The sequence below is a fragment of the Blastococcus sp. SYSU D00695 genome, assembly GCF_054050555.1.
Genome location: NZ_JBJGZP010000020.1, coordinates 60,526 through 80,342, shown reverse-complemented (window position 1 = coordinate 80,342; position 19,817 = coordinate 60,526). Strand labels below are relative to the sequence as shown.

20 protein-coding genes are annotated in these 19,817 nt (G+C 77.2%); 13 read left to right on the top strand and 7 right to left on the bottom strand.

The genetic code is table 11. The features are described 5' to 3' along the window. Positions 1-251 precede the first annotated feature (251 nt). A complete protein-coding gene (gene rpmB, locus ACI781_RS14140; protein WP_089304095.1) occupies positions 252-443 on the bottom strand; it encodes a 50S ribosomal protein L28 in 192 nt (63 codons plus the stop codon). Positions 444-585: 142 nt separating this feature from the next. Between rpmB and ACI781_RS14135 the strand changes: the two genes are divergently transcribed. From ACI781_RS14135 to smc, 12 genes are all read left to right on the top strand, one after another. After that, complete coding sequence (locus ACI781_RS14135) at positions 586-2,226, top strand: DAK2 domain-containing protein (RefSeq protein ID WP_456566745.1); 1,641 nt, start codon at positions 586-588, stop codon at positions 2,224-2,226. After that, on the top strand, positions 2,227-4,419 hold the full coding sequence (gene recG / locus ACI781_RS14130; protein WP_456566744.1) for an ATP-dependent DNA helicase RecG: 2,193 nt from the start codon (positions 2,227-2,229) through the stop codon (positions 4,417-4,419). A 28-nt stretch (positions 4,420-4,447) separates the two neighbouring features. Beyond that, positions 4,448-5,002: a 16S rRNA (guanine(966)-N(2))-methyltransferase RsmD gene (rsmD, locus tag ACI781_RS14125; protein ID WP_456566743.1), complete on the top strand. Its 555-nt coding sequence runs from the start codon at positions 4,448-4,450 to the stop codon at positions 5,000-5,002. Continuing rightward, positions 4,999-5,481 (top strand): pantetheine-phosphate adenylyltransferase, encoded by a 483-nt coding sequence (gene coaD, locus ACI781_RS14120; protein ID WP_456566742.1) that lies wholly within the window; start codon positions 4,999-5,001, stop codon positions 5,479-5,481. The genes rsmD and coaD overlap by 4 nt, the downstream gene beginning before the upstream one ends. Beyond that, positions 5,478-6,164: a hypothetical protein gene (locus ACI781_RS14115; protein WP_456566741.1), complete on the top strand. Its 687-nt coding sequence runs from the start codon at positions 5,478-5,480 to the stop codon at positions 6,162-6,164. The genes coaD and ACI781_RS14115 overlap by 4 nt, the downstream gene beginning before the upstream one ends. Positions 6,165-6,312: 148 nt before the next feature. Then, a complete protein-coding gene (locus tag ACI781_RS14110; RefSeq protein WP_456566740.1) occupies positions 6,313-6,936 on the top strand; it encodes a YceD family protein in 624 nt (207 codons plus the stop codon). Between the two features lies 1 nt (position 6,937). Beyond that, positions 6,938-7,117, top strand: coding sequence for a 50S ribosomal protein L32 (gene rpmF, locus ACI781_RS14105; RefSeq protein ID WP_222174117.1), 180 nt, complete (start codon positions 6,938-6,940; stop codon positions 7,115-7,117). An 11-nt stretch (positions 7,118-7,128) separates the two neighbouring features. Beyond that, positions 7,129-7,929, top strand: a complete 801-nt coding sequence (gene rnc / locus ACI781_RS14100; protein ID WP_456566739.1) for a ribonuclease III — start codon at positions 7,129-7,131, stop codon at positions 7,927-7,929. Positions 7,930-7,935: 6 nt separating this feature from the next. Continuing rightward, entirely contained in the window at positions 7,936-8,817 is an 882-nt protein-coding gene (gene mutM, locus ACI781_RS14095) for a bifunctional DNA-formamidopyrimidine glycosylase/DNA-(apurinic or apyrimidinic site) lyase (RefSeq protein ID WP_456566738.1), read from the top strand. Next, complete coding sequence (locus tag ACI781_RS14090) at positions 8,814-9,089, top strand: acylphosphatase (RefSeq protein ID WP_456566737.1); 276 nt, start codon at positions 8,814-8,816, stop codon at positions 9,087-9,089. The genes mutM and ACI781_RS14090 overlap by 4 nt, the downstream gene beginning before the upstream one ends. Positions 9,090-9,236: 147 nt before the next feature. Further along, positions 9,237-9,437 carry a hypothetical protein gene (locus ACI781_RS14085; RefSeq protein ID WP_456566736.1) on the top strand — a complete coding sequence of 67 codons (201 nt, stop codon included), beginning with the start codon at positions 9,237-9,239 and terminating at the stop codon, positions 9,435-9,437. A gap of 89 nt (positions 9,438-9,526) precedes the next feature. After that, positions 9,527-13,093, top strand: coding sequence for a chromosome segregation protein SMC (smc, locus tag ACI781_RS14080; RefSeq protein WP_456566735.1), 3,567 nt, complete (start codon positions 9,527-9,529; stop codon positions 13,091-13,093). A gap of 97 nt (positions 13,094-13,190) precedes the next feature. On the opposite strand, the gene ACI781_RS14075 is transcribed toward smc, so the two are convergent. Together ACI781_RS14075 and ACI781_RS14070 are read right to left on the bottom strand one after the other, a co-directional pair. Beyond that, positions 13,191-14,003, bottom strand: a complete 813-nt coding sequence (locus ACI781_RS14075) for an endonuclease/exonuclease/phosphatase family protein (RefSeq protein WP_456566734.1) — start codon at positions 14,001-14,003, stop codon at positions 13,191-13,193. A gap of 46 nt (positions 14,004-14,049) precedes the next feature. Then, positions 14,050-15,738, bottom strand: a complete 1,689-nt coding sequence (locus ACI781_RS14070) for an alkaline phosphatase D family protein (protein WP_456566733.1) — start codon at positions 15,736-15,738, stop codon at positions 14,050-14,052. A 72-nt stretch (positions 15,739-15,810) separates the two neighbouring features. Here ACI781_RS14070 and ftsY point away from each other — a divergent pair, with 72 nt between their 5' ends. Beyond that, a complete protein-coding gene (gene ftsY, locus ACI781_RS14065) occupies positions 15,811-17,025 on the top strand; it encodes a signal recognition particle-docking protein FtsY (protein ID WP_456566732.1) in 1,215 nt (404 codons plus the stop codon). 79 nt (positions 17,026-17,104) lie between these two features. Here ftsY and ACI781_RS14060 read toward each other — a convergent pair whose 3' ends face one another. The 4 genes from ACI781_RS14060 to ACI781_RS14045 are packed head-to-tail and all read right to left on the bottom strand — an operon-like array spanning position 17,105 to position 19,718. Continuing rightward, a complete protein-coding gene (locus tag ACI781_RS14060; RefSeq protein WP_456566731.1) occupies positions 17,105-17,848 on the bottom strand; it encodes an energy-coupling factor ABC transporter ATP-binding protein in 744 nt (247 codons plus the stop codon). Next, on the bottom strand, positions 17,845-18,627 hold the full coding sequence (gene cbiQ, locus ACI781_RS14055) for a cobalt ECF transporter T component CbiQ (RefSeq protein ID WP_456566730.1): 783 nt from the start codon (positions 18,625-18,627) through the stop codon (positions 17,845-17,847). The genes ACI781_RS14060 and cbiQ overlap by 4 nt, the downstream gene beginning before the upstream one ends. Beyond that, positions 18,628-19,014 carry a PDGLE domain-containing protein gene (locus tag ACI781_RS14050; protein WP_456566729.1) on the bottom strand — a complete coding sequence of 129 codons (387 nt, stop codon included), beginning with the start codon at positions 19,012-19,014 and terminating at the stop codon, positions 18,628-18,630. Continuing rightward, complete coding sequence (locus tag ACI781_RS14045) at positions 19,011-19,718, bottom strand: energy-coupling factor ABC transporter permease (protein WP_456566728.1); 708 nt, start codon at positions 19,716-19,718, stop codon at positions 19,011-19,013. The genes ACI781_RS14050 and ACI781_RS14045 overlap by 4 nt, the downstream gene beginning before the upstream one ends. Between the last annotated feature and the right edge of the window lie 99 nt (positions 19,719-19,817).

Below are 19,817 nucleotides of genomic sequence, written 5' to 3'. Positions count from 1 at the left end.
CCCCCCCCCCCCCCCCCCCCCCCCCCCCCCCCCCCCCCCCCCCCCCCCCCCCCCCCCCCCCCCCCCCCCCCCCCCCCCCCCCCCCCCCCCCCCCCCCCCCCCCCCCCCCCCCCCCCCCCCCCCCCGGAGGGGGGCGGGGGCAGCGGGGTGCGGGCGCGGGGAGGAGCTCCCGGGGAGGAGCTCCCGGGGACGCGAAAGACCCCGGGGACCGATGGTCCCCGGGGCCCGGCGTTCCGAGCGGGTGTCCGCGCCTACGCGCGGACGACCTTGCCGGCGCGGATGCACGAGGTGCACGCGTTGATCCGGCGACGGTTGCCCGGGGCCACGAGGGCCTTCACGGACTGGATGTTCGGGTTCCAACGGCGCGGCGTGCGGCGGTGCGAGTGCGACACCGACATACCGAAACCGGGCCCCTTGCCACACACATCGCAGACGGCAGCCACGGTGGATCACTCCCAGAGTTCGTTCACTTCTCCGCGGCGCTCGGAACGGCAGCCGCGTACAGACCGTCGGCCAGTCTAACCGCTTCCCCCCGGCGCCGTCGCGCGCCCCGGGGACGTCGCTGCCCGTGGGTACTCTCCCGCCGTGTTGCCGGTGCTGGACGACGCCGCGGCCGGCCGCTGGTGCCGGGCCGCGGTCGCCGCGCTGGCGCAGGCCCGGGGCCGGCTCGACGACCTGAACGTCTTCCCGGTCCCCGACGGCGACACCGGGACGAACCTGCTGCTCACCGCCGAGGCCGCGCTGGCCGCGCTGGAGCAGGAGGGCCGGGCGCCGGGGGAGTCGGCGTGGACGGTGCTGGCCCGCGGCGCCGTCCTCGGGGCCCGGGGGAACTCGGGCACGATCCTGGCGCAGGTGTTCCGGGGCCTGGCCGACCGGCTGGCCGGCGCCGGCCCGGCCGACGGTCCGGCCTTCGCCGCCGCGCTGCAGGGCGCGGCCGAGGCCGGCTACCGCGCCGTCGCCGAGCCGGAGGAGGGCACCTTCCTCACCGTGGCCCGCGCCGGGGGAGAGGCCGCGGTCGCCGCGGTCGCCGAGGGGCGCACGGGGCTCGACGAGGTCGTCCGGGCCGCCGCCGACGGCGCGCGCGTGGCGCTGGAGGCCACCCCCGCCCAGCTCGCCGTGCTCCGCGAGGCCGGCGTCGTCGACGCGGGAGGCGCCGGGCTCTGCCTGGTGCTCGACGCGCTGGTCACCACCGTCACCGGCGTCGAGCCGGCCCGGCCGCCGCTGGTCCGCCGCGAGCCGCACGCGCACGGGGCCGCCGGTCGCCCCTCGGGGCGCTCCGCCCACGGTGGTCACGACGCCCCGCACCAGCCGCCCGCGGGCCCCGGCAGCGAGGTGCAGTACCTGCTCTCCGGCGCCGACGAGGCCGGCGTCGCCCGCCTGCAGTCGCGGCTGGCCGAGCTCGGCGACAGCCTCGTCGTCGTCGGCGTCGACACGCCCACCGGCCGGGAGTGGAACGTCCACGTGCACGTCGCCGACGTCGGTGCGGCGATCGAGGCCGGCATCGAGGCCGGCCGGCCGTACCGGATCTCGGTGACCCCGCTGGCGCCCGTGCCCCGGGCGGCGCCCGCGCAGGGCACCCGCGCGGTGGTCGCGCTGGTGCCCAGCGAGGGCCTGGCGGCGCTGTTCGCCGGCGAGGGCGTGTTCGTGGTCACCTGCGGCCCCGACGGCGTCACCGAGGACGACGTGCTCGCCGAGGTGCTCGGCTGCACCGCCGCCGCGGTCGTCGTCCTGCCCAACGACGCCGGGCTGGCGCCCGTGGCCGCCCGGGCCGCCGTCCGCGCCCGCGAGCTGGGCCGGGAGGTGGCCGTCCTGCCCACCCGGTCGCCGGTGCAGGGGCTGGCCGCGATCGCCGTCGCCGACCCCTCGCGGCACTTCGGCGACGACGTGGTGACCATGGCCGAGGCCGCCGCCGCGACCCGGTGGGCGGAGATCACCGTCGCCGACCAGGAGGCGCTGACCACCGCGGGCCGCTGCCGGCCGGGGGACACCCTGGGCTCGGCGGAGGGCGACGTCGTGGTCGTGGGGCGCGACCGCGACGCGGTCGCGTGCGAGCTGCTGGACCGGCTCCTGTCGGCCGGCGGCGAGCTGGCCACGCTCGTCGTCGGCCCCGACGCGGGGCTGGGCGACGTCGCCTGCCGGCACCTGGCGACCACGCACCCGACGGTCGAGGTGGTCCGGTACGACGGCGGGGCGGCGGGGGTGCCGCTCCTGGTGGGGGTGGAGTGAGTGGCGTTCGACCTGACCACCGACCTGTCGAGGGTGCTGGGCCCCAAGACCTCGAAGGCCATGGCGACCTCGCTGAACCTGCACACCGTGCGCGACCTGTTGCGGCACTACCCGCGGCGCTACGCCAAGCGGGGGGAGATGGCCCGCCTGGACGACCTGCAGGTCGGTGACCGGGTCACCGTGCTGGCCCAGGTCCGCCGGGTGACCACCCGGCCGATGCGCCAGCGCCGCGGGATGCTCACCGAGGTCACCGTCGGCGACGGCGCCGGGACGATGCAGCTGGTCTTCTTCAACCACCGCCACGCCCAGCTGCACGAGGGCGACTGGGGCCTGTTCGCCGGGACCGTCGGTGAGTACCGCAACAGCAAGCAGTTCGCGCACCCCGACTTCCACCTGATCACCGGGGACGACGACGAGGAGTGGGCCCGCGCGCTCATCCCGATCTACCCGGCGAGCAAGGAGGTCAGCAGCTGGGTGCTGCAGCGCTCGGTGAAGCTGCTGCTGGACTCCGGCGGCGGTTTCGGCTTCGTGACCGACCCGCTGCCGGAGGCGATCCGCGCCCGGCACGGGCTGCCGAGCCTGCCGGCGGCGCTGCTGGACATCCACCGGCCCACCGGCACCGAGGACGTCGAGCGGGCCGAGGAGCGGCTCAAGTTCGACGAGGCCCTCACCCTGCAGCTCACCCTGGCCGCCCGGCGCCGGGCCGCGGCGCTGGAGCCCGGCACCGCCCGGCCGCGGCGCCCGGGGGGCCTGCTGGACGCCGTCGACGCCGCGCTGCCGTTCGCCCTCACCGAGGGCCAGCGGGACGTCGGCGAGGAGCTGGCCGCCGAGCTCGACCGGGACACCCCGATGCACCGGCTGCTGCAGGGCGAGGTGGGCTCGGGCAAGACCGTCGTCGCGCTGCGGGCGATGGCCCAGGTCGTCGACGCCGGGGGGCAGGCCGCGCTGCTGGCCCCCACCGAGGTCCTCGCCGCGCAGCACGCCCGCGGCATCGGCGCGCTGCTCGGCCCGCTCGGCCGCGCCGGGGAGCTGGACGGCGACCCGGCCGGCACCCGGGTGGTGCTGCTGACCGGCTCGCAGCGGGCCGCCGCCCGCCGGGAGGCCCGCGCCGCGGTCGCCGACGGCAGCGCCGGCATCGTGATCGGCACCCACGCGCTGCTGCAGGAGGGCGTGGAGTTCGCCGACCTCGGCCTGGTCGTGGTCGACGAGCAGCACCGGTTCGGCGTCGAGCAGCGCGACGCGCTGCGGGCCAAGGGCACCCGGCCGCCGCACGTCCTCGTCATGACGGCCACACCCATCCCGCGCACGGTGGCGATGACCGTCTACGGCGACCTGGAGGTCTCCACGCTGCGGCAGCTGCCCAGCGGCCGCGGCGGGGTGCGCAGCTCGGTGGTGCCGGTGGCGGAGAAGCCGGCGTGGCTCGACCGCGCGTGGGAGCGGCTGCGCGAGGAGGTCGCCGCCGGCCGGCAGGCCTACGTCGTCTGCCCGCGGATCGGGGACCTGGAGGAGGAGAAGGGCGGCACCGAGGACGAGCCGGGGGACGACGACGGCGCGCCGGCCGACGACGGCTCGGACCGCCGGCCGCCGCTGGCGGTGCTCGACGTCGCCGAGGCGCTGCGCACCGGGCCGCTGGCCGGCCTGCGGCTCGACGTCCTGCACGGCCGGCTGCCCCCCGACGAGAAGGACGCCCGGATGCGGGCCTTCGCGTCCGGGGAGACGCAGGTGCTCGTGGCCACGACGGTCGTCGAGGTCGGCGTCGACGTGCCCAACGCCACCGTGATGGTCGTGATGGACGCCGACCGCTTCGGCGTGAGCCAGCTGCACCAGCTGCGCGGGCGGGTGGCCCGCGGGAAGCACGCCGGGCTGTGCCTGCTGGTGTCGGAGGCGTCGTCGTCCTCGACCACCGGGCAGCGGCTGGCCGCCGTGGCCGCCACCTCCGACGGCTTCGAGCTGGCCCGGGTCGACCTGGAGACCCGCCGCGAGGGCGACGTCCTGGGAGCGGCGCAGTCGGGGCGGCGCTCGGGCATCCGGCTGCTGTCGCTGCTGGAGGACGAGGAGCTCATCGCCCGCGCCCGCGCCGAGGCGACCGCCCTGCTGGCCACCGAGCGGGGCCTGGCCGAGCACCCCGGCCTGGCCATGGAGGTGGCGGCCCTGGCCACCGACGAGCGCGCGGGATACCTGGAGAAGGCATGAGGCAGGACCCCGTCCCGGGGCCGCGGACGTGACCCGGCTGATCGCGGGTGTCGCCGGGGGGCGGCGGCTCGCGGTGCCGCCCTCGGGCGTGCGCCCCACCGGCGACAAGGCCCGGCAGGGGTTGTTCAACAGCCTGACCGCGCTGCTCGACCTCGACGGCGCGGCGGTGCTCGACCTGTACGCCGGCTCCGGCGCCCTGGGGCTGGAGGCCCTGTCGCGCGGCGCCGCGCAGGCGGTGCTCGTCGAGTCCGGGCCGCGGGTGCTGCCGGTGCTGCGGGCCAACGTGGCCGCCGTGGGGCTGCCGGGTGCCCGCGTGGTCGCCGGGTCGGTGCCCGCGGTCGTCGCCGGGCCGCCGCCGGCCCGGTTCGACCTGGTCCTCGCCGACCCGCCGTACGCCGTCCCGGTCGCCGAGGTCCTCGGCGTGCTCTCGGCGCTGACCGGCGGGGGCTGGCTGGCCGAGGAGGCGGTGGTGGTGGTGGAGCGGTCCAGCCGCGAACCGGCGTGGGAGTGGCCGACACCCCTGACCGGCATCCGCGATCGCCGCTACGGGGAGGCCGTGCTCCGGTACGGTCGGCTGTCGTGAGGCGCGCCGTCTGCCCCGGTTCGTTCGACCCGGTCACCAACGGCCACGTCGACGTCATCTCCCGTGCCGCCGGCCTCTACGACGAGCTGGTCGTGGCGGTCCTGGTGAACCCCGGCAAGGCCGGCCTGTTCACCGTCGAGGAGCGCATGGAGCTGCTCCGCGAGGCGTGCGCGGGCCTGTCGAACGTGGTCGTCGACAGCTTCCACGGCCTGCTGGTCGACTACTGCCGCGCCCACGACATCCCGGTGATCGTCAAGGGCCTGCGCGCCGTGAGCGACTTCGAGTACGAGCTGCAGATGGCCCAGATGAACCGCGAGCTGGCCGGCATCGAGACGCTGTTCGTGCCGACCGCGCCGCAGGTCGGGCACCTGTCCTCGAGCCTGGTCAAGCAGATCGCGACCTTCGGGGGCGACGTCTCCCGGCTGGTGCCCGCGGCCGTCCTCGACCGCCTCGTCGCGCAGCGGGAGGAGGGCCGGTGACGGAGGTCGTGTACCGGCTCTACGACGTCGTCGACGAGCTCAGCCAGGTCATCGAGCACGCGCGCAGCGTGCCCATGTCCGGCTCCTGCATGGTGCCGCGCGACCACCTGCTCGACCTGCTCGACGAGCTGCGCGAGAACCTGCCCGACGAGGTGCAGCAGGCCGGGCGCATCGTCGAGCAGCGCACCGAGATCCTCCAGCAGGCGCAGGCCGAGGCCGAGCGGCTGACCGGGCGCACCCGCGGGGAGAGCGAGCAGCTGGTCTCCGGCGCCCGGCGGCAGCGCGAGGAGATCCTCGGGGTGGCCCGCCGCCAGCGCGACGAGCTGCTGGCCCAGGCCCAGGCCGAGGCCGAGGACGTGCTGGCGGAGGCGGAGGCGGAGGCCGCCCGGCTCATCGAGGAGGCCCGGCTGCACCACGAGGCGGTGCTCGCCGACGCCCAGGCACAGCAGGCGGAGCTGCTCGCGGCGGCCGCGGAGGAGCACGAGCGGCTGATCACCGAGACCGAGGTCTACCGCTCCGCCGTCGCCCGCGCCGACGAGCTGGGCGCGCAGACCGTCGCCGACGTGGCCCGCATGCGCGCCGAGGTCGACGAGTACGTCGACAGCCGGCTGGCCGACTTCGGCACCACGCTGGAGCGCATGATGCGCTCGGTCGACAAGGCCCGGCTGACCCTCCGCGAGTAGGAGGGCCGCCCGCCCCCGGCGCGGTCGCTGCGGGGGGTGCCCGCCGGTCCGACGGGGGCCGTCGCGCATCGGGTAGTCTTGGCGACTGCTCCGGACGTGGGTGCACACCCCGCCGGGCCCCTCCCTCTCCCGACCCGTGAGTACCGACATGCCTGCCGCACCGCAGCCCCGCCCCGGCGCCGCGTCCCCGGACGCCCGGCGCTCCGCCGCCGACCCCTGGCGCGTGGACCTGCGGGAGCTGGGCCGCCGGGCCGGGTCGATGACCGAGCTGGACCGCGCGGTCCCGGCGCCCGAGGGGTTCCGCGTCGAGCTCATCGGCGTCCCCGAGGGTGCGCCGGTGCAGCTGCACCTGCGGCTCGAGGCGGTCATGGAGGGCGTCCTCGTCAGCGGCGACGTGCAGGCCCCGCTGCGGGGCCAGTGCGCCCGCTGCCTGGACGACGTCGAGGACACCCTCGACCTCCCCGTGCAGGAGCTCTTCGCCTACTCCGGCAGCACCACCGAGGCCACGAGCGAGGAGGACGAGGTGCGCCGCGTCGAGGGCGACCACCTCGACCTGGAGCCGATGGTGCGTGACGCCGTCGTCCTCGCCCTGCCGCTGTCGCCGACCTGCACCGAGGACTGCTCGGGGCTGTGCGCCGACTGCGGCGAGCGCCTCGACGACCTCCCCGCCGACCACTCGCACGAGCTGGTCGACCCCCGCTGGGCCGGCCTCGCCGGCAAGCTCACACCCCCGCCGGGCGCTCCTGGCGGTTCCAACCCGAAGGAGAACTGACGTGGCCGTCCCGAAGCGGAAGATGTCCCGCAGCAACACCCGCGCGCGCCGCTCGCAGTGGAAGGCGACCGCCCCCACCCTGTCGCCGTGCCCGAACCGGGCCTGCGGCGAGCTCAAGCCCCCGCACCAGGCCTGCCCGACCTGCGGCCAGTACGAGGGCCGTCAGGTCCTCTCGGTCTGACCCGACCGATCGTGGGGAGCCCCGCCGCGGCCGCACCGGCCACCGGCACCGGCCCGAGCCCGTCGCCGGGCGGGGCCGCCCACGCCGAGTCCGCGGCCGCCTGGCTGCTCGGCGCCCTCGGCGTCGAGCTGCCCGGCGGCCTGCTGGCGTTGGCGCTGACCCACCGGTCGTTCGCGTACGAGAACGGCGGGCTGCCGACCAACGAGCGGCTGGAGTTCCTCGGGGACTCGGTGCTCGGCCTGGTCGTCACCGACGAGCTGTACCGCAGCCAGCCCGACCTGCCCGAGGGGCAGCTGGCCAAGCTGCGCGCCTCCGTGGTCAACATGACGTCGCTGGCCGGTGTCGCGCGGCGGCTCGGCGACGGCGGCATCGGCCCGCACCTGCTGCTGGGCCGCGGCGAGGAGACCACCGGCGGCCGGGACAAGGACTCGATCCTCGCCGACGCCATGGAGGCGCTGATCGGCGCGCTCCACCTCGGCCTCGGCCTGGACGTCGCGGCCGCGATCGTGCACCGCCTGTTCGACCCGCTGCTGGCCGAGGCGGCCACCCGCGGTGCCGGCCTGGACTGGAAGACCAGCCTGCAGGAGCTCGGCGCCGCCCGGGGTCTGGGGGCGCCCACCTACGTGGTCGAGGACACCGGCCCCGACCACGCCAAGAGCTTCACCGCCGCCGTGCTGCTGTCGGGCACCGAGTACGGCCGCGGTGGCGGCCGCACCAAGAAGGCCGCCGAGCAGGGTGCCGCCGAGGCCGCCTGGCGCGCGCTGACCGCCGACACCCCGGTCGAGCCCGCGGCCGGCGCCCCCGCGAGCTGATCCGCGGTGCCCGAGCTGCCCGAGGTCGAGGTGGTCCGGCGGGGCCTGGCCCAGTGGGTCGCCGGCCGCACCGTCGCCACCGTCGAGGTGCGCCACCCCCGGGCGGTGCGCCGGCACCTCGAGGGCGTCGAGCACTTCGTCGCCGCCCTGACCGGGCGCACCCTGACCGCGGCCCACCGCCGGGGCAAGTACCTGTGGCTGCCGGTCGCCGAGCCCGACGGGACGCCGTCCGGCCGGGCGCTGGTCGCGCACCTGGGCATGAGCGGCCAGCTGCTGGTGGAGAAGCCCAGCCAGCCCGACGGGGTGCACCTGCGGGCCCGGTTCACCTTCACCGACGGCGGCCGCGAGCTGCGGTTCGTCGACCAGCGGACGTTCGGGGGGCTGGCGGTCGAGGAGGCGGTCCGGGACGAGCTGCCCGCGCGGCTGGCCCACATCGCCATCGACCCGCTGGACCCCGCCTTCGACGAGGCCGCGTTCAGCGCCGCGCTGCGGCGCCGGCACACCGAGGTGAAGCGGGCGCTGCTGGACCAGACGCTGATCGGCGGGGTCGGCAACATCTACGCCGACGAGTCGCTGTGGCGCGCCCGGCTGCACGGCGCCCGGCCCACCGACGCCCTCACCCGCCCGCAGGTCACCGCGCTGCTGCAGGGCGTGCGCGACGTGCTGGGGGAGGCGCTGGCGCAGGGCGGCACCTCCTTCGACTCCCTCTACGTCGACGTCAACGGGCAGAGCGGGTACTTCTCCCGCTTCCTGGCCGTCTACGGGCAGGCCGACCGGCCCTGCCCGCGCTGCGGCACCCCGATCCGGCGCGAGTCCTTCATGAACCGGTCCAGCTACAGCTGCCCCCGTTGCCAGCCGCGCCCGCGGCCGCGGCGGTCGCCGGCGTGAGCGGCACGGTCCGCGTCGTCGCGGTGGTGTCCGGCCTGGTCCAGGGCGTGGGCTACCGGTGGTTCGTGCGCGGGCTCGCCCGGGACGCGGGCCTGGCCGGCTCGGCGACCAACCGCGCCGACGGCTCCGTGGAGGTCGTGCTCGAGGGCCGCGAGGACGCCGTCCGCGCCGTCGTCGCCGCGCTCGCCGGGCCCGATGCCCCGGGGTCGGTGCGCTCGGTCGACGCCCACGACGCCGACGTGCAGGGACTGCGGGACTTCACCACGGCGTGACGAACGCGACATCCCCCGGACACGGGACCTCGGCAGCGCGCCGTTGACCTGCGTGTCCCTCCCTGTCACCCTTGTGGTATCCAGCCCGCGCCGACCGCGATCCGGGGCGCCGGGCACACCTCCCGCTGTAGGAAGGCCGCCACAACCATGGCCAAGGCCCTGTTCGGTCACGTCGTCAGCCCGGCGCAGCTGGTCGTCGAGGAGAACGCCGCCCTGCGGGCGCGGGTACGCCGCCTGGAAGCCGAGCTCGAGGAGCTCCGCGCGCAGCGCGACGCGGCCCGCGACGCCGTCATCGCCTCCGAGCTGCTGAGCATGGCCGGCGACAACACCGAGCCGGCGCTGGCCTGACGAGGGACGTCGCGGCCCCGCACCGGCGGGGCCACACGCGCCCCGGTTCCCCGGGCCCGGGCCGCCTCCTCCGCTAGCCTCCCCGTCTCGTGCACCTGTCGAGCCTGACGCTCAAGGGCTTCAAGTCCTTCGCGTCCGCGACGACCCTCCGCCTGGAACCGGGCATCACCGCGGTCGTCGGCCCCAACGGCTCGGGCAAGTCCAACGTCGTCGACGCCATCGCCTGGGTTCTCGGGGAGCAGGGTGCCAAGAGCCTGCGCGGCGGCAAGATGGAGGACGTCATCTTCGCCGGCACGGCCGGCCGCCCGCCGCTGGGCCGGGCCGAGGTGACGCTCACGATCGACAACGCCGACGGCGCCCTGCCGATCGACTACACCGAGGTGTCGATCACCCGCCGCATGTACCGCTCCGGGGAGAGCGAGTACGAGATCAACGGCGACAAGGTGCGCCTGCTCGACGTGCAGGAGCTGCTCAGCGACTCCGGCATCGGCCGTGAGCAGCACGTCATCGTCGGCCAGGGGCAGCTCGACGCCGTGCTGTCCGGCCGGCCCGAGGACCGCCGTGCCTTCGTCGAGGAGGCCGCCGGCGTCCTGAAGCACCGCCGGCGCAAGGAGAAGGCGCTCCGCAAGCTCGACGCGATGCAGGCCAACCTCGACCGGCTGGCCGACCTCACCGCGGAGCTGCGCCGCCAGCTCAAGCCGCTGGGCCGCCAGGCCGAGGTCGCCCGCCGCGCCGCGGGCGTGCAGGCCGACCTGCGCGACGCCCGCCTGCGGTTGCTGGCCGACGACCTCGTCCGGCTGCGCGAGGCGCTGAACAAGGACGTCGCCGACGAGACCGCTGCCCGGCAGCGCCGCGCCGTCGTGGAGGCCGACCTCGCCGGTGTCGCCGGGCGCGAGTCGGCGCTGGAGTCGGCCCTGGCGGCCAACGCCCCGCTGCTGGGCGGTGCGCAGGACACCTGGTACCGGCTGTCGGCGCTGACCGAGCGCTTCCGCGCGGTCGCCTCCCTCGCCGGGGAGCGGCAGCGGCACCTGTCCGCGGCGCCCGCCGTCGCGAGCAGCGGCCGGGACCCCGAGCAGCTGGAGGCCGAGGCCGACCGGATCGCCGCCACGGAGGCCGAGCTCGCCGCCGGGCTGGAGGCCGAACGCGGACGCCTGGCCGCCGCCGTCGCCGCACGGGCCGAGCTCGACACCGCCCTGACCGCCGCGGAGAAGGCGTGGGTGGCCGCCACCCGCGCCCTGGCCGACCGCCGGGAGGGGCTGGCCCGGCTGTCCGGCCAGGTCGCCGCCGCCCGCTCCCGGGTCGCCGCCGGGCAGGCCGAGATCGGCCGGCTGGCCACGGCCGCGGACGAGGCGGCCCAGCGGGCCGAGGCCGCGGCTCAGCGGCTGGCCGAGCGGCGCGAGGCCCTGACCGAGCAGGAGGACGGCGACGGCGCGCTCGTCACCGCCCACTCGGACGCGGTGGCCGCGCACGCCGAGGCCGCCCGCCGGGTCACCGAGCTGACCGCCGCCGAGCGGGCCGCCGAGCGCGACCGGGCCGGCGCGCAGGCCCGCCGCGACGCGCTCGCCTCCGGCCTGGCGCCCGCCGACGGCGCCGCCGCCGTCCTGGCGGCCGGGCTGCCCGGGGTCCTCGGCCCGCTGGCCGACCGGCTGACCGTCGCCCCCGGCGCGGAGACGGCCCTGGCCGCGGCGCTCGCGGGGATGGCCGACGCCGTCGTCGTCACCGGCGTGCCCGAGGCCGCGGCGGCGCTGGCCCACCTGAAGGACGGCGCCGGCGGGCGGGTGGCGCTGCTGGTCACCGCCGGCCTGCCGCCGTTGCCGCGCGAGGGGTGGCCGCAGTTGCCCAGGGGCGCGCGCTGGGCGCTCGACCTGGTGACCGCGTCCGACGACCTCGCCCCCGCCCTGGCCCGCGCCCTGGACCGGGTCGCGGTCGTGCCGGACCTCGACGACGCCACCGTTCTGGTGGGCACCCACCCGCGGGTGCGGGCCGTCACCGCCGGCGGCGACCTGGTGGGCGCCGACTGGGCGGCCGGCGGGCAGGCCGACGCCCCGACCGGGCTCGAGGTGCGGGCGCGGGTGGAGGAGGCCGGCCGCGCCCTCGAGGCCGCCGCGGCCCGGGCGGCCGCGCTCGCCGACGAGCTCGCCGCCGCCCGCGAGGCCGCCCGCGCCCGCTCGGCCGACGTGGAGACCGCCCTCGCCGCCCGGCAGGCCGCCGACCGCAGCCGGTCCGCCGTCGCCACGGAGCTCGCCGAGCTCGGCGCCGCCGCCCGGTCCGCCACCGCGGAGGCCGACCGCTCGGCGGCCGCCCGGGTGCGGGCCGAGCAGGCGCTGGAGCAGGCCGAGACCGCGCTCGCCGGGCTCGCGGAGCGGCTGGCCGCGGCCGAGGCCGAGCCGCTGGCGGACGAGCCGTCGTCGGAGGAGCGCGACCGGCTGCGCCTGGAGGTCGCCGCGGCCGGCCGGGCCGAGACCGAGGCGCGGCTCGCCGTCCGCACCGCCGAGGAGCGCGCCCGCGCGCTGTCCGGCCGCGCCGAGTCGCTGCGCCGGCAGGCCCGCCAGGAGCGGGCCGCCCGCGAGCGCGCCGCGGCCGCCCGCGCCGCCCGCCAGCGCGGCGCCGCGGTCGCCGCGCGGGTGCGCGCCGACGCCGACGCGGCGCTGACCGCCCTGGCCGGGTCGCTGTCGCGGGCCGCCGCCGAGCGCGACGAGCTGGCCCGCCGCCGCGGCGCCGCCGAGGCCGAGCTGCTGGAGGTGCGCAGCCGGGTGCGGACGGCGACCGCCGAGCTGGAGCGGCTCACCGACGAGGTGCACCGCGACGAGGTCGCCCGCGCCGAGCAGCGGTACCGCATCGAGGCGCTGGAGGCGCGCGCGGTGGAGGAGTTCGGCGTCGACCTGCCGGCGCTGGTCGCCGAGTACGGACCGTCCGCGCCCGTCCCGCCGTCCCCGGCGCAGCTGGCCGCGGCCGAGCAGGCGGGGGAGCCCGAGCCGCAGCCGGTGCCCTACGACCGGGCCGCCCAGGAGCGGCGGGCCGCCCGCGCCGAGCGGGACCTGGCCACGCTGGGCAAGGTCAACCCGCTGGCGCTGGAGGAGTTCGCGGCGCTGGAGGAGCGGCACACCTTCCTGGCCACCCAGCTGCAGGACCTGGAGGCCACCCGCCGCGACCTGCTCACCGTCGTCCGCGAGGTCGACGGCCGCATCCACGACGTCTTCGCCGCCGCGTTCGCCGACGTGCAGCGGGAGTTCGAGCAGGTCTTCGCCGTCCTGTTCCCCGGCGGGCAGGGGCGGCTGACGCTGACCGACCCCGGCGACATGCTCACCACCGGCGTGGAGATCGAGGCCCGGCCGCCGGGCAAGAAGGTCAAGCGGCTGTCGCTGCTGTCCGGCGGCGAGCGGTCCCTGACGGCGGTGGCGCTGCTCGTGGCGATCTTCCGGGCCCGCCCGTCGCCGTTCTACGTGCTCGACGAGGTCGAGGCGGCTCTCGACGACGTCAACCTCGGCCGGCTGCTGACCCTGGTCGAGCAGCTGCGGGCGACGTCGCAGCTGATCATCATCACCCACCAGAAGCGGACGATGGAGATCGCCGACGCCCTGTACGGGGTGAGCATGCGCGGGGACGGCATCACCGGTGTGATCAGCCAGCGCCTGCGCGAGGCCGAGCCCGCCTGACGGCCGCCCGAGCCCGCCCGACGGCGAGCCCGGCCTCAGGCATGGGAAGCCATCCCCACGTCTCAGCCGCGCAGACGTGGGGATGGCTTCCCATGCCTCAGACGCCGGAGGGGACCAGGAGGTCGACGACGACGGGCAGGTGGTCCGACGCCCCCTCGCCGTCGAGGACCTGCGCCGACGCGACGCCGATCCCGCCGGAGACCCACACCTGGTCGATCCGCCGCCGCGGCGCCCCGGCCGGGTGGGTGAGGCCCTGACCGCTGTGCCAGAACCGCCAGCCCGCCCGGTCCTCGGTGGCGGAGGCCAGGTCCCAGGCGTCGGTGAACCGCTCGCGCAGCGGCGCCAGCTCGGGGAAGTCGGGGGCGGCGTTGAAGTCCCCGACCAGGACGCCGGTCTCCATCGCCCCGGTGTGCAGCCCGGCCAGCGCCGCCACCTGCTCGGCGCGCTCGGCCGCCGACGTCGTCATGAGGTGGGTCGCGGTGACCCACAGCGCGCCGCCGTCGAGCTCGACCATCGTCTGGAGGGCGCTGCGGGGCTCACCGGTCCCCGGCAGCGGGTGGACGTCGCTGACGAGCACCGGCAGCCGGGACAGCAGCGCGTTGCCGTACTGGCGTCGCTCGCCGTCGGCGGTGCGCGGCTCGTCGATGGCCGGACCCCAGGCCAGCTGCATGTCCAGCGCGCGGGACAGCAGCAGCGCCTGGTCCACGTCCTCGCTGCGCGGGCCGAAGCGGCGGTCGACCTCCTGCAGGCAGATCAGGTCGGCGTCGGCGGCGGCGAGGACGGTCGCCAGGCGTGCCAGGTCGTGCCGGTCGTCGGTGCCCACCCCGTGGTGGGTGTTGAAGGTGACGAGGCGGACGGGGATCGGCGGCTGGTCCGGTCCGGGGGCCGGACGGCGGTCGGCGGCGGTCACCCCGTCAGCCTCGCACCCCCGGCCCCGCGCGCTCACCCCCGCGCGCTCACGCCTGCACCTGCGCCGCGACGGTGTCGGTCAGCGGCAGGTCCAGCACCTCGCGCAGCTCCTCGGTGGCGCGGGTCTCCTCGTCGGCCACGAGCAACCGGAAGCGGGCGCTGCGCCCGTCGAGGACCAGCTCGCCCACCTGGTTGCCGAAGAACGGGCCGGCGGCCTTCGTCCAGTCCAGCGGCGAGGGCGCGACGCGGCTGAGGCGCGCCAGGCCCGTCATCAGGCGGCGGGCCCAGCCGCTCCAGCCGATCCGGAAGCCGACCTTGATCGGGTGCGGCGCCTGGTTGTGCAGCGGCGAGACGGTCAGCTGGTGCACCCGGGAGGTGAGCCCGCCCGGCTCGGTCAGCTCCGCGGCGTAGGCGTGGTGGACGTCGCCGGACAGGACCAGGACGGTCGCCGGCGCCCGCCCGGCCTCGCCGCGCGCCAGGGACGTGACCGCCCGGCCCAGCCGCTCGAAGGAGGCGCCGAAGGCGGCCCAGTGCTCCAGGTCCGCGGCCTGCCGGAGCCGCTCGGCCAGGCGGCCGCGCCACCGGCCCTCGTGCCGCACGTTGAGGGTCTCGTTCCACCGCTCGACCTCGTGGATCGCGTGGGGCAGCAGCCAGGGCAGCGAGGTGCCGACGACGACGTGCTCCACGCCGTCGGCGACCGCCTGCCGCATCGCCGCCTCGACCCAGTCGAACTCGTCGTCGTCGAGCATCCGCCGGGCCTGCTCGTCGAGCACCCGGCCGGCGCGGCTGTCGACCATGACCAGCCGCACGTCGCCCCAGTGCCGCACGTAGCTCCACCGGATCGAGCGCGGGTCGCCGTCGGCGGCGACGGCCAGCTCCCGCAGCAGCGGCTCGGCGTCGTCGTCGCCGTCGGCGCGGGCCTGCATCGCCTGCCACACCGCGTTCCCGGCGAGCTCCTGCGGGCTGAGGTTGCCCAGGTGCTGGTAGACCCAGTAGCTGACCAGGCCACCGGAGATGCGGTCGGCCCACCAGCCGGTGCCCGTCACCTCGCGACGCCAGGCCGCCGAGGTGTTCCAGTCGTCGATCATCTCGTGGTCGTCGAAGACCATCGACGAGGGGATCGTCGACAGCAGCCAGCGCACCTGCGGGTCCGACCAGGACTCGGCGTACAGCCGGGTGTACTCCTCGAAGTCGGCGACCTGCGCGTCCTCGGGCACCGGCTCGCCGCGGCGCAGGCCCAGCCACTCGCGCGTGGCCGCGGTCAGCTCGTCGGCGTAGACCTGGTCGCCGAGCAGCACCAGCGCGTCGGGCCAGCGGTCCTCGGGCAGCGCGGCCACCCGGGAGCCGTAGACGTCCAGGGCGTCGGGCGGGATGCCCTCCGACAGCGCCACGGTGCTGGGCGTGGCGTACCGGCAGGAGCCGAAGGCGATCGTGAAGGGGCCCGGCCGCCCGGGGGTGCGGATGCGGCTGGGCGGGAAGGGCGACGCCGCGTCCGGCCAGACCCGTCCGCCGTCCAGGTGCACCTCGTAGGGGGTGGTGCTGCCCGGCTCGAGGCCCTCGACGAGGACGAGCGCGTAGTGGTGGCCGCCGACGCGGAAGGTGCGCGCGCGCCGGCCCAGCACCGACACCTCGCAGGCGCGGTCGGTCTCGACCCACACGGTCGCCGAGACGGGGTCGACGTGCCGCAGCAGCGGGCCGAGGAGGAGGGCCGGGGTGGTCCGTGCGGGCAGCGGCATGCCGGCCAGGGTCCCACCCGGAGCTGGCATTCCCCCCGGTGCGGCCCCGGGGTCTCCTGGGAGACTGGGCACATGGAGTTCGTGCTGATCGCGGTCGCGATCCTCGTCGTCGCCCTGCTGGTGGGCGCGAGCCTGCTGGTGAGCCGTGGCCGCCGGACGACGCGCCTGGACGACGACGCCGCGGCGGGCACCACGCTCACCCGGCCGCGCCCGCCCCAGGCGCCGCCGACCGAGCCCGCCGCCCCGGCCGGCGCCACCGCCAGCGGGCAGGGGACGACGGCCGCGGAGGAGACCCGGCCCGACGTGCCGGTCGAGCTGCCGCCGGCCGAGCCCGAGCCGGGGCTGGTCTTCGAGACGCCGCCGCCCTCGGCCGGCCGGCTGGTGCGGCTGCGCGCGCGGCTGGCCCGCTCGCAGTCGTCGCTGGGCCGCGGCCTGCTCACCGTCCTCGCCCGGGAGAAGCTGACCGAGGACGACTGGGAGGAGGTCGAGGAGACCCTGCTGGCCGCCGACGTCGGGGTCGCGGCCACCACCCAGATCGTCGACCGGCTGCGCACCCAGTCGATGGTGCTGGCCACCGCGTCCGGCGCTGACCTGCGGGCGCTGCTGGTCCGCGAGCTGACCGCCGTCCTGGGGCCGGACCTCGACCGGTCGCTGGGCGTGCAGCGGCACGAGGGGCGCCCGGGTGTGGTCCTCGTGGTCGGGGTCAACGGCGCCGGCAAGACGACGACGGTCGGCAAGATCGCCCGCGTGCTCGTCGGCGACGGCCGCAGCGTCGTCCTCGGCGCCGCCGACACCTTCCGCGCCGCCGCCGCCGACCAGCTGGAGACGTGGGGCGAGCGGGTGGGGGTGCTGACCGTCCGCGGCCGGGAGGGCGCCGACCCCGCGTCGGTGGCGTTCGAGGCGGTGCGCACCGGTGTCGAGGCCGAGATCGACACGGTCGTCGTCGACACCGCCGGGCGGCTGCACACGAAGTCCGGCCTCATGGACGAGCTGGGCAAGATCAAGCGGGTGGTGGAGAAGCAGTCGCCGGTCACTGAGGTGCTGCTGGTGCTGGACGCGACCACCGGCCAGAACGGCGTCGTGCAGGCGCGGGTGTTCACCGAGGCGGTGGAGGTCACCGGCGTCGTCCTCACCAAGCTCGACGGCACCGCCAAGGGCGGCATCGTCGTCTCGGTGCAGCGCGAGCTCGGCATCCCGGTGAAGCTGGTCGGCCTGGGGGAGGGCGCCGACGACCTGGCGCCCTTCGAGCCCGAGGCCTTCGCCGAGGCCCTCGTCGGCGGGGAGTGAAGAAGGACCCCGTTGCCCCCCACCACTCGCGAGCTCGCGGCGGGCCCCTGCAACGGGGCCGTCGCGCCGAGCAACCCCGCTACGGCACGCGGGTCGGGTCGAAGCCGTAGGGCAGCTCGAGGCGGTGGCGGGCCAGCAGGTCGGCGTCGGCGAGCAGCTCGCGGGTCGGCCCGTCGGCCACGACCACGCCGCCGTCGAGCACGACCGAGCGCGGGCACAGCTGCAGGGCGTAGGGCAGGTCGTGGGTGACCATCAGCATCGTCACCGGCAGGGCCTGCAGGACCTCCGCCAGCTCGCGCCGGCCCGCCGGGTCGAGGTTGGACGACGGCTCGTCGAGGACCAGCACCTCCGGGTGCATGGACAGCACCGTGGCGACGGCGACGCGGCGGCGCTGACCGAACGACAGGTGGTGCGGCGGCCGGTCGGCGACCCCCGCCATGCCGACCTGCTCCAGCGCGGCGGCGACCCGGGCGGTGACCTCGCCTTCGGGCAGGCCCAGGTTGCGCGGGCCGAACGCGACGTCCTCGCCCACGGTGGGCATGAAGAGCTGGTCGTCGGGGTCCTGGAAGACGATGCCGACGCGGCGGCGCACCTCCTGCAGCGTGCGCCGCTCCACCGGCAGGCCGGCGACGGTGACCCGGCCGCGGCCGCCGGCCAGGACGCCGTTGAGGTGCAGCACGAGCGTCGTCTTGCCCGCCCCGTTGGGGCCGAGCAGCGCGACCCGCTCGCCGGGGTCGATGCGCAGGTCGACGCCGTACAGCGCCTGGTGCCCGTCGGGGTAGGCGAAGGCCACGTCCTCGACGAGCAGGCTGGGCGCGGTCACCCGACCAGCATCCCCGCCCCGAGCACGGCGGCGGCGGCCAGGGGCAGGCTCAGGCCGAGGACCCACTGCCGCGGGGCGACCGCGGCGGCCGGGGCGCCGACGAGCCGGCCGGTGTAGCCGCGCGACAGCATGGCCAGGTGGACCCGCTCGCCGCGCTCGTAGGAGCGGACGAACAGCGACGCCGCCGCGGGGCCGAGCACCCGCAGCGCGCCCAGGTGGCGGGGGCGGAAGCCGCGCGACTCGCGGGCGACCCGCATCCGGCGCAGCTCGCCGGTCACCACGTCGGCGTAGCGGATCATGAAGGACAGGATCTGCACCAGCGCCGCGGGCAGCCGCAGCCGCTCCAGGCCGCGCAGCAGGTCGCGCGCGTCGGTCGTGGCGGCCAGCACCGTCGCGGCGAGCACCGACAGGGTGGCCTTCGCCAGCAGCCCGCCGCCGGCGGCGAGGCCGCTCTCCGACAGCGACAGCCCGGCCACCTCGACGCGCGGGCCCCGGGAGACGACCGGCAGCAGCAGCGCGAAGACCACGAACGGCAGCTCCACCGCCAGGCCGCGCACGAGCCGGCGGGCGGGCACCCGCGCGGCCGCGGCCACGGCCAGGACCAGCAGCAGGAACCCGCCGTAGGCCGCCCACGCCCAGCCGGCGTGCACCGGGGTGGCGACCACCACGAGGGCGAACGCGAGGACCGCGACGAGCTTGACGTGCGGCGGCAGCCGGTGGACGACGCTGGTGCCCGGGACGTAGGCGGCGCCGAGGGCCCCGCCGTGCCCGGCCCCCACTCAGCCCACCCGGTCGGCGGGGGCGGGCTCGCCGCCGGCGTCCCCGGCCTCGGCGTCCCCGGCCACGGCGTCCCCGGCCACGGTGTCCCCGGCGCGGCGCCGGCGCAGGGCGAGCGTCAGCCCGCCGGCGAGCACGAGGGTCACCGCGACCCCGATGACGCCGGCCAGGCCGCCGGACAGCCGCCCGTCGTCGACGCCGCTGACCGCGTAGTCGGCGAGCGGGGAGTCGGCGGTGGCGCTGTCCTCGGCGGTGGAGCCGAAGCCCTCCTGCTCGGCCGACTTCTCCAGGCCGTCGGGGGAGGAGGAGGCGTAGTAGCTGCCGACGCCGGCGATCAGCAGCGCGACCAGCAGACCGACGAGCAGGAACGTGCGGTTGCGGCGGCTCACCGCACGCCCCCGGCGGCCGGGGCGGTCAGCGGCCGCGGCGCCAGGTCGGCCGGGCGGCGCAGGTGGGCCGCCCCGTGCACCAGGTCCGGGCGGACGGCCAGGACCGCGCTGAGCACGGCGGCGGTGATGGCGGCCTCGCCGAGGCCGATGAGCAGGTGGATGCCGCCCATCGTCGCGGCGACCGCGCCGAGGGAGACGTCGGCGACCCCGCCGACGGCGAACAGGCCGACGAACGCCATCGCGGCGGCCGGCACCGAGACGAACGCGCCGACGGCGGCGCCGACGAGCACGCCGGTGCGGGTGCGCGGCAGCAGCCGGACGACCAGCCGCGTGACGCCGTAGCCGAGCGCGACGGCCACCAGCCCCATCAGCGTCACGTTGGTGCCCAGCGCGGTCAGCCCGCCGTCGGCGAACAGGACCGCCTGGACGACGAGGACGACCGTCATGCACAGCACCGCCGTCCACGGCCCCACGAGCACCGCCGTCAGCGCGCCGCCGATGAGGTGACCGCTCGTGCCGGCGCCGACCGGGAAGTTCATCATCTGCACGGCGAAGACGAAGGCCGCGGTGAGCCCGGCCAGGGGAGCGGTGCGCTCGTCGAGCTCGCGGCGGGAGCCGCGCAGCGCCAGGGCGACGGTGCCCGCGGCGAGCACGCCGGTGGCGACCGAGGTCGGGGCGTCGAGGAAGCCGTCCGGGACGTGCACGCTGCCTCCGCGGGGTCGGGGAGAGCCGGGCCGGCTCCGGCGGGCAGCTTATTGCACATCGCTCGCACCTGCGAAGGCGTCGCACGAGGTCCCGCCCGC